The sequence below is a fragment of the Xenorhabdus sp. SGI240 genome, from assembly GCF_040081915.1.
GTDB classification, from domain to species: Bacteria; Pseudomonadota; Gammaproteobacteria; order Enterobacterales; family Enterobacteriaceae; genus Xenorhabdus; species Xenorhabdus bakwenae.
The window spans coordinates 1-13,419 of record NZ_JBEBMB010000036.1; the positions used below are offsets into that span (position 1 = coordinate 1).

General features: G+C 39.9%; 12 protein-coding genes and 3 pseudogenes. 11 read left to right on the top strand and 4 right to left on the bottom strand.

The annotated features are described in order from the left end of the window. Both ABLA76_RS09370 and ABLA76_RS09375 read left to right on the top strand, forming a co-directional pair. A pseudogene (locus ABLA76_RS09370) lies at positions 1–472 on the top strand (hypothetical protein); the annotation flags it as partial. 22 nt (positions 473–494) lie between these two features. Continuing rightward, positions 495–896, top strand: coding sequence for an immunity 22 family protein (locus ABLA76_RS09375; protein ID WP_348987726.1), 402 nt, complete (start codon positions 495–497; stop codon positions 894–896). Between the two features lie 77 nt (positions 897–973). Here ABLA76_RS09375 and ABLA76_RS09380 read toward each other — a convergent pair whose 3' ends face one another. Together ABLA76_RS09380 and ABLA76_RS09385 are read right to left on the bottom strand one after the other, a co-directional pair. Beyond that, positions 974–1,294, bottom strand: a complete 321-nt coding sequence (locus ABLA76_RS09380; protein ID WP_348987750.1) for a SymE family type I addiction module toxin — start codon at positions 1,292–1,294, stop codon at positions 974–976. Positions 1,295–1,370: 76 nt separating this feature from the next. After that, positions 1,371–1,466: pseudogene (locus ABLA76_RS09385) on the bottom strand (RstR family transcriptional regulator); the annotation flags it as partial. Positions 1,467–2,073: 607 nt separating this feature from the next. Between ABLA76_RS09385 and ABLA76_RS09390 the strand changes: the two are divergent. Next, the gene (locus tag ABLA76_RS09390) at positions 2,074–2,610 is read left to right on the top strand and encodes a hypothetical protein (protein WP_348987727.1); all 537 of its coding nucleotides are present in this window, start codon (positions 2,074–2,076) and stop codon (positions 2,608–2,610) included. Positions 2,611–2,682: 72 nt separating this feature from the next. Here the strand turns inward: ABLA76_RS09390 and ABLA76_RS09395 are convergent, their stop codons facing one another. After that, a complete protein-coding gene (locus tag ABLA76_RS09395) occupies positions 2,683–3,063 on the bottom strand; it encodes a DUF1090 family protein (protein WP_047770738.1) in 381 nt (126 codons plus the stop codon). A 208-nt stretch (positions 3,064–3,271) separates the two neighbouring features. Here ABLA76_RS09395 and ABLA76_RS09400 point away from each other — a divergent pair, with 208 nt between their 5' ends. Beyond that, positions 3,272–4,114, top strand: a complete 843-nt coding sequence (locus ABLA76_RS09400; protein ID WP_348987728.1) for a 23S rRNA (adenine(2030)-N(6))-methyltransferase RlmJ — start codon at positions 3,272–3,274, stop codon at positions 4,112–4,114. Between the two features lie 151 nt (positions 4,115–4,265). Continuing rightward, on the top strand, positions 4,266–5,618 hold the full coding sequence (gene gorA, locus ABLA76_RS09405) for a glutathione-disulfide reductase (protein WP_348987729.1): 1,353 nt from the start codon (positions 4,266–4,268) through the stop codon (positions 5,616–5,618). 122 nt (positions 5,619–5,740) lie between these two features. Here gorA and lsrK read toward each other — a convergent pair whose 3' ends face one another. After that, positions 5,741–7,333: an autoinducer-2 kinase gene (gene lsrK / locus ABLA76_RS09410; protein ID WP_348987730.1), complete on the bottom strand. Its 1,593-nt coding sequence runs from the start codon at positions 7,331–7,333 to the stop codon at positions 5,741–5,743. A 452-nt stretch (positions 7,334–7,785) separates the two neighbouring features. Between lsrK and lsrF the strand changes: the two genes are divergently transcribed. The 6 genes and pseudogenes from lsrF (at position 7,786) to ABLA76_RS09440 (ending at position 13,415) form a co-directional block, all read left to right on the top strand. After that, positions 7,786–8,670: a 3-hydroxy-5-phosphonooxypentane-2,4-dione thiolase gene (gene lsrF, locus ABLA76_RS09415; RefSeq protein ID WP_047770742.1), complete on the top strand. Its 885-nt coding sequence runs from the start codon at positions 7,786–7,788 to the stop codon at positions 8,668–8,670. A gap of 1 nt (position 8,671) precedes the next feature. Then, a complete protein-coding gene (lsrG, locus tag ABLA76_RS09420; RefSeq protein WP_348987731.1) occupies positions 8,672–8,971 on the top strand; it encodes a (4S)-4-hydroxy-5-phosphonooxypentane-2,3-dione isomerase in 300 nt (99 codons plus the stop codon). A 135-nt stretch (positions 8,972–9,106) separates the two neighbouring features. Next, a pseudogene (locus ABLA76_RS09425) lies at positions 9,107–9,202 on the top strand (IS982 family transposase); the annotation flags it as partial. 426 nt (positions 9,203–9,628) lie between these two features. Further along, positions 9,629–11,203 carry a hypothetical protein gene (locus ABLA76_RS09430; protein ID WP_348987732.1) on the top strand — a complete coding sequence of 525 codons (1,575 nt, stop codon included), beginning with the start codon at positions 9,629–9,631 and terminating at the stop codon, positions 11,201–11,203. Between the two features lie 108 nt (positions 11,204–11,311). After that, positions 11,312–12,373 carry a hypothetical protein gene (locus tag ABLA76_RS09435; protein ID WP_348987733.1) on the top strand — a complete coding sequence of 354 codons (1,062 nt, stop codon included), beginning with the start codon at positions 11,312–11,314 and terminating at the stop codon, positions 12,371–12,373. 178 nt (positions 12,374–12,551) lie between these two features. Next, complete coding sequence (locus ABLA76_RS09440) at positions 12,552–13,415, top strand: N-acyl homoserine lactonase (protein ID WP_348987734.1); 864 nt, start codon at positions 12,552–12,554, stop codon at positions 13,413–13,415. Positions 13,416–13,419: the final 4 nt, after the last annotated feature.

Sequence of the window (13,419 nt, forward strand, 5' to 3'; positions counted from 1 at the left end):
CCTTATCAGCATGACCGATCCGGTTGGACTAGCGGGGGGCGATAATCATTATGCTTACGTGAAAAACCCGGCACGATTTATAGATCCGCTTGGATGGGCCGCATGGGAACCTGGTAAATTTAATGAATGGTTTGATAAAGCTACAGTTCAAGACATTATAAGTAATAAAGCATCTGTTTCTTCCGCTTTAAGAGGAGCCGGAGGAAAACATGAGATGTTTCCTGTTTCTTTAGCTGCTAAAGCAAAAGAATTAGGTTTTACAGCAGAAGAGCTAAAAAAATATGTTGTAGATACAGATAAGATTACGTTCACAAATGTAACAGATTCCAAAGGACATCCTGTACCAGATGGCGGGCATCATGGAAGTAGAGCGGGTAGGCATTTTCATAATAAATTAATTGCAGATCTGAAAAACGCTAAAAGTAAATTTGATGCCAAGAAAATAATGGTAAGCATCATCGTAATCATATGATATATAAAGGTAAGTGTGGAAAATGACAACTGAAAATAGAGTGCATTTATGGATTGGAAATAATTTTTCCTCTGAAGACGAATATATAAAATATTTTGAGCTAGATTATTCTGTTGAAGGCAATTTTGATGATCCTAACTATAAACTTTGTCAGTTTTGTAAGGATGTTGGTCTTCAATGGTACGATGAGGACTTTATAGGAATAATTCCGCGCCGTGATGAAAGTGTCTCTATAGATGAAATTTTAGTTGATGCTGCTGTTGATCAAGATGAATTTCAATCAATAAAAGACATATGTGACAGATTAGGAATAAAAGAAGCAAATGCCATCTTTTGGTATCAGGATTCAGAACCACACGTAAACCCTCCATATAAAAAACAATACAATGGACTGAAATATATAGGATTATTTGAGGGTGATTAGTTTATTTATAATAGATTAGTGTCTTATATCTAAGATTGAAGCCGGAAAGATCTGCATGATCTTCCGGCTTTTTACGATTATCCTGCCTTATAATCTCCAAGCAGTTCGCGCATCTTGAGCTTGATCTCACTGAGCTGGTCTTGCTGGCGCCGGTACTGTTGCTTGATGGTGCGGGTGTCGTTGCTGTCAGGAATGAGCACCAGACAGCCATCCAGTATCTTCACGGTCAGGGTACAGCCCTTATCAAAGCCAGCCGCCTTAAGCCACTGGCCTTTAAGGTGGATTGCAGGCGGGGCGTTGGCTTTGTTATTTTGCGGCACGTATCCCACGGTGTAATAACGTTCTGTTTTTGTAGCTTTATTTACTGCACGGTTTTGCCTAGAATGCGCCTTAGCCATCATTCAACTCCTTATTAGTTGTTTATGGTTAGCAGCGTGTTCGGGTGCCCGCCCGAATACGTTGCGTTAATCGTTTTTACTTCATTCTGGAAGACCAGCGTTCAGCTTCATACTTGATGATCATCCCTTCCAGTACTTCCTTTATTACCTGCCGCTGTTCCGGCTGCATGTTGTAGCGGTTCCCTAAGGTAGGTGAATGCAAAAGTACACTGATATGCATAAATTACCTGTATTTCCTTTCTTTTTATGATTATTTTTTAATATAACAAATCAGATACACGAGATTGCTCTAAAACTATCATAAAATCACGTTAGCAACTATTTATCTAATTTATTATTTGCTTACCATATTTTTCTATTTGAAATCAAAAAAAACGCGGGTACAATTACTATACTTTTTAGTCATCCTGAGTGTCCCTGTATAACTCTCTTGATGCTAGAGATTGGAAGTGGACATCTGTTTTTATCTTGTAAACCGCACTTAAGATATCAAATAGCAATTGTATAACAATCGCTTGTAAGTAATAAGTGATGTCGAATTGTCTCCACAATTCAAGATATACCTTCATAGCAATTGTAAACCCTAAAAAAATCAGGCTGCTGTTGGAAAGGCAGAAGGGCGTGTTTTTTGCCTGTGTTTATCAGTGCCGTGAAGCAAGATGTGGCGATAAAAATGCAGTTGTAAAATTCATAAGGAATAATATCAATCAATTAGTTGATTTTAAAGGTTAAAATTCCAAGGCCGTTTTCTCATATCAAATTTGATTATGAAGGGGGGAATGATGTTTTTCCGTGGTGTCAACAAAAGTAATGTGATTATTTTTTCGTTAATACTGGGAATTGCTATTTTATTTTTGTCTTTTGAAAACAGCAGATTAGGGATTATTGCTTATGCCGATAAGCATTGCCAGAGAAATACAACCTGTTTGATTGATATGAATAAAATTATTCCTTTTGACTGGGACAAAATGTATATCATCGACAAAGGCATAGCGCCGGAGGATATTGAAAAAATTATCGGGGCAAAGTTTAATTACGAAACCAGCCTTTTTTATAAAATTATTTTTGTCAGAGATCAGAAGGTGATTTATTCAGATGAGTATCATCCACCAGATGAGTCTTATATGAAAAAATTCATTAAGCCTAATTTTTATTATCCTTATGAAAGGGAAGGGAATTATTTTAGCCATTATGCTATTTCTAAAGATAACTCCATTCTTTCTGTGAAAATTGAAAATGAACCGCTTATGAGTGATAAAATCTATTACAATATCTTTCCTTCTAATGTGCAGCAAATTAGTGGGAGGGAGCTATAAACCTATTGGATGATAAAATAAATACAGGATTAGATGCAGGCCGTGTTTTGTACCTGGCCCGCACTTTTTTATTTATTTTTTCTTTCTTATGTCTATTTTGTTGCTTTTAGACGGTTTGTGAGATGGCCTTTTGCTACTTGGCTGTTTCAACGGTGGTGAACTGTTCTTGTCAGCTGAGTTCCCTGTTGTATTATTTTTCGCGTTGCCTTTTACGGTTTCTGGCTTATTGTTTTGTGCTTGAAGAAGCTCTTCCAGAGCACATGTAGTCTTTATGTTTTCCAAAGAGCGCATTAATCCTTTTATCAGACGCTTATCTTTATCTGCCTGAGCATACTGGAGCTGTTTTTCCAACGTTTTTTTCTTAATCTCACATCCCGTTTTACCCCGGTTTGCATAGGCAACACTCATACTGAAAACGATCAATACAGATAAGATCACTGTTTTCGACATCATGAATTATTCCTAAGTTTTTTAGGTTACTTATCTGAAATTTTATACGCTGATCTTGCTTTGATCCTGAAAGCTCCCCTCTAGATTCACAACGAAGAGAGCAAAAAGAGGCACTTATCTTTTTTGTTAAGAATGAGGCTATAATGCCCCTTTAGTTGTCTGATAGGGCATCAGGCAAGTTATCAATATTTTGCTCTCGGGGTTAAATCCAATGTTAAGTTATCGCCATTGCTTCCATGCCGGCAACCATGCTGATGTGTTAAAGCACGTAGTACAAAGCCTGATCATTGAGTCACTTAAAGTAAAAGAAAAACCTTTCCTGTATCTGGATACTCACGCTGGCTCAGGCCGCTATCATTTGAGTGGAGAACGTGCAGAACGTACAGGAGAGTATCTGGAAGGTATTGCCCGTATTTGGCAGCGTGATGATATCCCCGAAGAATTGGCGGCGTATATGGATGTTGTGAAGATGCTGAATCCACAAGGCTCTTTACGTTATTACCCAGGCTCTCCGCTGATTGCTCGTCATTTATTGCGGGAGCATGATGAGCTTAATCTGAGTGAATTGCATCCTAGCGATTTTCCTCTGTTACGTACGGAGTTTTCCCGCGACAGACGTGCCCGTGTCCTGCGGGAAGATGGTTTCCAGCAATTAAAATCAAAGCTGCCACCAAAAAGCCGTCGTGGGTTTGTACTGATTGATCCGCCTTATGAATTGAAATCGGATTATCAGAATGTCGTTCAGGGTATTCAGGAAGGGTATAAGCGCTTTTCTACAGGGACTTATGCACTGTGGTATCCCGTTGTTCTGCGCCAGCAGATTAAACGCTTGGTGAAGGGGCTGGAAGCCGCTGGTATTCGTAAGATTTTACAAATTGAACTTGGTGTTCGCCCTGATAGTGATCAGCGTGGTATGACGGCATCAGGTATGATCGTCATTAATCCACCGTGGAAATTAGAACAACAGATGAAGGCTGTATTGCCGTGGTTGCATCAGGTACTGGTTCCTGAAGGTACAGGACATACATCAGTAGAGTGGATTGTCTCCGAATAAGGTAAAGGTTTAGTGTGGCGTTATCACTCTATAGCCGTGGCCTATGGCAATAAGAGCTAGAATCGTCCACTGTCAGTGATAACTTTTTGTAATAATGACGTCAGGTTGAGCTTTAGCAGTAACTTAATTGATTAGACGGAAATGACCTAAGATGAGTAAACATTACGATTATATTGCAATTGGTGGTGGCAGTGGCGGCATTGCTTCCATTAACCGTGCCGCTATATATGGGCAAAAATGTGCCCTGATCGAAGCAAAGGCGTTAGGTGGAACATGTGTTAATGTGGGCTGTGTACCAAAGAAAGTGATGTGGCACGCTGCTCAAATTGCGGAATCTATTCATCAATATGGTCCCGATTATGGTTTTGATACCACCGTCAATCACTTTGACTGGAAAAAACTTATTGCCAGCCGCACTGCTTATATTGAGCGTATCCATCAGTCATATGAACGCGTATTGAATAATAATAAGGTCGATGTTATTCAGGGAGTTGCCCGTTTTGTTGATGCGCATACTGTCGAGGTTAATGGCGAAAAAATCACGGCTGACCATATCCTGATCGCAACAGGGGGGCGTCCTGTACGTCCAGATATTCCCGGGGCGGAATATGGCATTGATTCAGATGGTTTCTTCGAGCTGAATGAACTGCCGAAGCGCGTTGCTGTGGTCGGGGCTGGCTATATTGCTGTTGAAATCGCGGGTGTTTTGAATGCACTGGGTAGCGAAACACATCTGTTTGTCCGTAAACATGCACCTTTGCGTTCTTTTGACCCCCTGATTGTGGAAACACTGTTGGAAGTCATCAAAAATGAAGGGCCAATACTGCATACAGAAGCAATATTACAGTCCGTGATTAAAAATAGTGATGGCAGCCTGACAGTTAAATTGCAGGATGGCCGGGAGCAGGTTGTTGATACGCTGATCTGGGCGATTGGGCGTGAGCCGATGACAGATAAACTGAATCTGGCCGCTACAGGTGTTGAACTGAATGAAAAAAGCTATATTCAGGTCGATAAATATCAGAACACCAATGTTAATGGTATTTATGCGGTGGGAGATAACACGGGTGCGGTGGAGTTGACGCCAGTTGCGATAGCCGCAGGGCGTCGTTTGTCAGAGCGTCTGTTTAATAATAAACCTGATGAGCATCTGGATTACACCAATATACCTACAGTGGTATTTAGCCATCCACCAATTGGCACGGTAGGTTTGACGGAGCCACAGGCAAAAGCTCAGTATGGTGAAGATCAGGTTAAGGTTTATACATCGTCATTCACCGCAATGTACACCGCAGTGACGCAGCACCGTCAGCCATGCCGTATGAAGCTGGTCTGTATAGGAGCCAATGAGAAGATAGTCGGTATTCACGGTATCGGCTTTGGCATGGATGAAATACTGCAAGGTTTTGCGGTTGCGTTGAAAATGGGGGCAACGAAGAAGGATTTTGATAATACGGTTGCTATCCATCCGACGGCGGCAGAAGAGTTTGTGACGATGAGATAATGGGATAGGTTTTAAGCGTAATTCCCCATTATTTATTGCTGAAAAAAGCCAGAGTTATTCTGGCTTTTTTATCTGAGATAGGCACTACATATCAGGTGGAAAGTTTTTTATTAAATGTTGAATCACAACCCCGGTGCCTTCCATAACGAAGTTGTCAGCCCGTCATCCACCAGATGCAGTTGGTCTGCATACACCGCCTGCCAGTCTTTTTTCGCTTTCTGGTAAACCTCACTGTGGTTTAAATTCGGTTGATATTCCCGCTCCCAACGTACCAATCTTTCTCCTGTTGCGGGCATGGAAGCATATAATCCAACCCCCACCCCTGCCGCAATGGCACAACCCAATGCCGTTGCCTCTTTTACCACAGGCACGCGAACAGGCAGCCCCGTAACGTCAGACAGAATCTGGCTCCAGAGTTTGCCTTTTGCCCCACCACCTGCGAAGACCAGCGATTCTGCCTGGACACCAGAGAAAGCCGAAACCATATCAAGGTTACATGCCGAAACGATAGCGGCGTTTTCTTCCAGCGCCCGAAATAGCGTTGCCTTGTTGCATTTTTCTGGATCAATCGAGAGATTGAGGAAAGATGGCGCAGCGTGATACCACGATTTAAAGCGCATAACATCGGAAAAAATCGGTATGACGCCATGTGCACCGGCAGGAACCCTTGCCGCCATCTCTTCCAGCAGATTGTAGGCATCAACGCCCAGTCGTTCCGCCAGCCGTTTTTCTTCTGCGCAAAAAGCATCGCGGAACCAGCGCATGGTGAGACCGGTGAAAAAACTGATGGATTCTGCTTGTGCCATGCCGGGGATAACGTGCGGATTGATACGGATGTTCATGTTGGGGTCGGTGATCGGTTCAGGCAGGTTGACGACTTGCTGCCAGAATGTTCCGCCGAGTACTGCGGTTTGGGCGGGCTTGACGATACCAATGCCAAGACAGCCGAGTTGAACATCGCCACCACCCATAATCACGGGAGTACCGCTGTTCAGGCCGCATTCTGCCGCGGCTTTTGCCGTAATATAGCCGAGCAAGGTGCCCGTTTCTTTGACGGGAGAGAGGATATCAGAGCGCAATCCTGCCATTTCTAACAGGTTGGGGCACCAATCGCGGCTGGCTAAATTCAGCATGCCTGTTGTGCCCGCGTTAGAGGGATCAACGGCCAGCTCGCCACTTAGCATATAAGCCAGCCAATCACTGATCATGGTTAAGGTACTGGCTTGTTGATAGATATCAGGGCGATAGTGCGCTAGCCAAAGCAGGCGTGGCATGGCTCCCAATGCCAACGTTTGGCCGGAATAGCGGTAGACATCATATTCAAAGGTATTATTGTAAAGCGCTTTCAGTTCGCTGACTTCACGACTGGAGCGGGCATCTACGTTGGCACATGCCCAGATAGGATCGCCGTCGCCATTATAAAGGACAATCCCTTCCCGCATTGAACAGGCGGCAACACTTTGAATCGACTTGGCAGGCAGTTCTGCCTTTTGCAGTGCCTGCCGAATGCATTGGCAGGCCAGTTGCCAGTTATTTTTCAGATCAAATTCCATTGAACCCGCAACATTCGGTACGGGATGATGTATCCATTCAGCTTGTCCAACGGAAACCTGATTGCCTTCGAGATCAAATATAACTGCCCGGATACTGCCAGTTCCTGCATCAAGCGCCATCAGATACTTCCCTGATGGGGGGGTATAAGCGCGTTGATTCATGATGCTATCCTCGTCTGTCGTTACCTTTGTTCGATATGTCACAGGGAGTGGATGAGTACTATTCGTCGATCAATTTTCATAGCGATCTGAATGAACTTTAACATAATTTTAACTTTTTCACAGAATGTGATCGGAATACTGCAAAAATCTATAATTATGAATTAGAGTTTTGAACAAAAATATTTTTAATAAATAAATGTTCATGTTTGGTTGTGTTAGAGCTAAGTTGGTGGTGTTGGTATTTGGAGGGGGTTTGCATCGGGTCGTTGGATAACTGACGTCAGTAACGTTATGGATTGGGAAATTGCCACTACCCGATTTGGCTATAACGAAAGGCAATGGCATTGTTGTTATGCTGGAGCGGGTAATTTTCACCAAAGACAATATCAATCAGTACGGTTTCTAATTCATGGGGCGGGTATACAGCCCCTGACACCTTTCTGGAGGGAGAAATGGCAGATTTAGATGATATCAAAGAGGGTAAAGATTTTGGCATTAATACACCGCAACAGAACACGCTGTTTGAACTGAAAGGCTGTGGTGCGCTGGATTGGGGTATGCAGTCCCGTTTGTCACGGATTTTCAATCCCACCACCAATAAAACGGTGATGCTGGCATTTGACCACGGTTATTTTCAGGGACCAACGACAGGCCTGGAGCGTATTGATATCAATATCGCCCCGCTGTTTGAATATACCGATGTGTTGATGTGTACCCGCGGTATCCTGCGCAGTCAGGTTCCGCCTGCAACCAATAAACCTGTCGTTCTGCGTGCGTCTGGGGCTAACTCGATTCTGACTGAACTCTCCAATGAAGCTGTTGCGGTGGCGATGGAAGATGCACTGCGCCTCAACGTCTGTGCGGTTGCAGCACAGGTCTATATCGGTTCAGAACACGAACACCAATCTATCAAGAACATTATCAAGCTGGTGGATCAGGGAACACGTTATGGCATGCCAACAATGGCGGTGACGGGCGTCGGTAAAGATATGGCGCGTGACCAACGTTACTTCTCGCTGGCGACTCGCATTGCAGCTGAAATGGGGGCGAACATCATCAAAACCTATTATGTCGAAAGCGGTTTTGAGCGGATTGTGGCGGGTTGTCCAGTGCCGATTGTGATTGCGGGTGGTAAAAAATTGCCGGAACCGGAGGCGTTGAATATGTGCTATCAGGCGATTGATCAGGGGGCGTCTGGTGTGGATATGGGACGCAATATCTTCCAGTCGGAAGCCCCTGTTGCGATGCTGAAAGCGGTGCAGGCCGTGGTGCATCATCATGAGAAACCTGCTCAGGCTTATGAGCTTTTCCTGAGTGAAAAAGCCAGGGGGAAATAATATGCACGTCACATTAGTGGAAATTAATGTTAAGGCCGACAAGATAGACGAATTTATCGAAGTATTTCGGGATAATCACTTTGGTTCGGTTAAAGAGCCGGGTAATTTACGGTTCGATGTATTGCGTGATGAGAATATCCCGACTCGCTTCTATATCTATGAAGCCTATGCTGACGAAGCGGCAGTTGCAGCGCATAAGAAAACGCCTCATTACCTGCGTTGTGTGGAAAGGCTAGAAGTATTGATGACTGAACCCCGTAAAAAAACCACGTTTATTGGTTTGATGCCGGAAGGAAAATAAGGCAAAAGAGGATATCAGATCGAGTGACAGGAAATATTGTCGTCTGTCATTAACTGGAAAGTAGGACGGGTTTAACCCTCTGTTTATCGGATAATTAATGATAACAGAGGGTATCTGAACTCTGGATAAGGAACATTCTGTTTGGAATGCCTCTGGAAGTATCACCACAACGATTTTCCCACCTTGCTTGATGATACCCGTTTTGTCAGTGTCGCGCCTTCCGTTTTAGTGTAACTATGCTCTCGCCTATTTAACCTGAACCTCTGCACATTATTTTTCAGTAAAAAATAATACAAAAAACCAAATTAATAATAAATATACAATAAAAAGCGAGTACGTATACTATAAAATAATTATTTTAACATAAAATTATATTTTTAATGTATGCATTGAATTTATGATTTGAATATAAGATACTGTCAAGAAATAAACAGACAGGATTTTAAATTTAAAAAATTAGGGGTAAGGTAATTACTGATTAAAATTGTAACATACAATAAAAATCAATCAATATGATTGTTGAGAAAAAATAAAACTAATTGTGGAAAATAACGCTCTGCTAAAGTAAATGCCTATTCTATTATTAAATTCGTTGTTGATAGTTGCATTTCAAAAAATGAAAACCTAAGCCAAGTTAATAGAAAGGAAAATTAAAAAATGACATCTAACAATCAAAAAATAACAGTAGTAACAGATAAGGGAACAGACTTATCTAAAAATGCAACATTAATTGCTGGTCAAAATTTGAAATTAACAATTAATTTATCAGAAGGAGCGAAAGATTTTGTAAGTACAGATACTGTGACGCTTACTCCAACCGGTAATTGGATAACAGTTATTGACAAAAGTACAGTTGAAGTTAAAATTGAGCATAAATCTGCTACTGCTGAGTTTCTTATTCAAGTTAGTAAAGATACACAATTTTTCAAGGCTCCACAAACTTTTACTATAAGCACATCAAATACAGGTTATAAATCTCAGCCTTTCAGTTGGAAAGTCTCAGATATAAATTCAGATACTTTATCACTAACAACAGATAAATTTTATATCGAAACACCCTCTGGTGAAAACAAGCCAGTTCAGACAAATCTTAATAGGGTAACAATAACAACAACTGTGAAAGACAGTTCAGGAATAGTAATTCCAAATTTAAGTATTAATATATCAGCAAATAGTCTAGATAGTTTATCAAAAGTTGCTGTAATGGATGCTGATGGTCATCCATTACAGCCTAATACTAATAATTTTGAAAAACATCAACAGATTACCCTAACCACAGATTCTCAGGGTAATTTGAAATTTTATGTGTTTCCTCAAAAAAATCATCCAGCTGTATTAGCTTTCTATAGTTCAATAGAAGGTTTATCTATTGAACGAAAATCTAAAAATCCTTTATTTATTTTAGATTTAGTAGGTGCTGAATTTGAAGAACATCTAACAGCTCCTGATATAGCAGAACTATATGGTGATACCTTAAAACCATTAAATAATGAAGAGGATTTTAATATAAAAATCCCTTCTTATGATGGCATAAGAAAAACAGATTATATTTTGTATCTTGTTAATGGTAATGTAGTAGGAAACTATGTTGAAATTTCGGATTTGTCAAAATTAGATGATTATTCTTATCAGTTGCCATTCTCAATGTTACCCATATCAAAGGAAAGTGCATTTAGTTATATTATTGCAAGAGAAAACTCAAATATTAGATATTCAGATGGTATTCTTTTTAAGTATGATGGTTATCAGTATGGTCCACCAGACTCCGATAAAAATAGAGTTTTTGATCTTCCTAAAATATATTCAAGCTATGGAATTAATCCGGATTCTATTTTAAACCCAGGAGATGGGATTAATTTCACGACAATTAATCAATATAGATTTAATGGGGGAGATACCCTTTATGTGGAAATTGAAGCTGACTCAGCAGATAACCAGAAAGTAAATCCTGGAGATAATGTTGAGATTCAGGTATTTATTAAATCCTCAAATAGAGGTCCTATATCCTATAAGAATAAACTTCAATTACCTCAAGCAACTGCTCCTGCTACAACATCGAAAGGACATATATCTATCCCGATTACTGTAACAGGAGATGTTGATTCAAGTATATCCGGCGGGGAAGCTGTTATTTATATTTTATATTATAAAGTGGATGGGAATAATATTAAATACAGTCATAATTGGCAAGGGTATATAGACACGACTCTGCCTGGGGGAGGAATTAATTAATATTTAAATATAAAATATTATTCTTTTTCCATTATAAACCAAGCCGTCACTTGTTTTTAATGAGTATAGACGGCTAATAAAATACTTTCAATAATTTTAAAAGGGTAAATGCTGAAAATTGTGAATAAATTCATATCAATGGGATGCATTTACATACTAAATATGACATATGAATATAAATTAAATCCACCGTCCTACCCACAAGCGTTAGGAGGTGTGATTGATATAGATGCTCAAAAAGCTGAAGGGGCTAGATACATAACAATGCTAATTCCAGGTTATGGTGATGAAAAATCTGGCGACAAAATTGTGGGTTACTTGACAGACAACAAAGGTAATACTATAACTTCATTTCCTTTCTCTTCTAATATGAGTATTATTCCCTCTGATTTTTTTGAGGTTGTATTTTCCATAGATGATTTTTCAACAAATGGAGAGTATACAGGATATTATACTGTAACAAAACTATCGGGTAATTCAGTACAATCTAAAATAGCAACGGTAAATATTGAGACAGCATTATCCAGTTTGCCTGATTACTTTCCAACTGTTCCAGAAGCTACAGGTAATCATGGGACACTGCTAACAAAAAGCGATTATTATCGGTTAGATAATTTAAAGATAACTGTACCAGTCTATACCGGCATGGCTTCAGGGCAAACTGTGCAAGTTTTATGGCAAGGTCGTAATAATATACCACCTTACTCAACACCATCACAAGAAATAGATGAAATTATGCCGCTGACATTTTATATTCCCCGGATGGAGTTTATTAATAGTATTGGTAGTGCAGCAAAAATCCGGTTTAAAGTTGACGGATTAAGCCAAAATGCCGCTGTATATTCAGGGACTTTATCTCTGGATATTGAAGGGCAAAAACTTAATTTACCGCCACCCAGACTTTTCTATCGAGGTGATGGAACTGTTCACGTAATCATTGAATATCCTAATATGACACCAGATCAATCAGTAGAAATACGTGCTGTTGGAAAAACAATGATACAAACTTCTTATAAACCCGTTGATGATGTACAACAAATGGGTGCACGGCTTTCAGCTGATTGGGTAGAAGAAAATAGGGGACAAATTGTGCTGGTTGATTATGCGGTAGGAAGCATGCATCCGGGCGTAGAGTATGATTTTTCTGAGGTATTAAGGCAAGTTCTATAATAATTATCATACTTTTAATAAATCATCATATTTTAAATAAGATGTTGGTGCATAACAAAGGAAATATATTGAGATTGATAGACATAATTATTGCTCTCATTATCTATATTCCTGTGCGCCAATGTCTTTTAAAATATTGACAAATTTCATCATAATTTAAAAAACATAGGTGAATATTATGGTAAGAATAAAATTGGTTATTCAATTATTTCTGTATATGGCATTTATTATGCCTGTCGCTAATGCTAACGCCGATACTGGGTACGATGTTGCGAAAAAAATAACTCAAAGGTATTTTGATAATCAAATATCTTGTGGGGATGACGGGCTTCCGGTATTTTTATGTTCGGGAATATTAATAAGAGGAACTGTTGCGTCAGATAAATATCATTCATGGAATCCTAGCCCAACTTCTCAAAGAAAGGGAAGTGTTTCATTTTCTTACCTAAGATCTGACGTCAAAATTAGTGAATTAGAAATTGATCATCATAATGGTTATATTTTTTCTCCCTATCTTGAAGTTTTTGATAATGTAGATAACCCTAAAATTAATCCTGAAACTCTCTGTTATTTTCCTATCGATGGAGGTACTGATGCTAGAAATGATAAAGGATGTGGTTCTTATTCAGGGTATCCCAATAGAGGGTCTTGTCAACAACAGAATATTACTACAGCAGAACAATGGGTTAATAATTACATAAATGTCAATCATTCTGATCGTAATGCTCAATGTGGTTTTGATGTAACTGGTGATGGCAGTGCAGATATCTTTATGCAGGCTATTAAAGTTAGCTCACTGATTGATTTGCCATTAAACAATGAATTACTTTTGGCTGTTTGGGATCAAGATATTCCTGAAAAATTACCGATAGAAGCTTTTTTTTATCAAAATGATGGATTACAAGATGCGCAGCATGATCAAAAAGATTTTTATCAATCTACCGGTATACTGCTACCTGTCATAAGAATAACATTTCCTAGGGATAAGAGTGAAGATGTTCGTTTTACTTATGACCAAGAAGATCAGGTTAATATAAATTAATAAC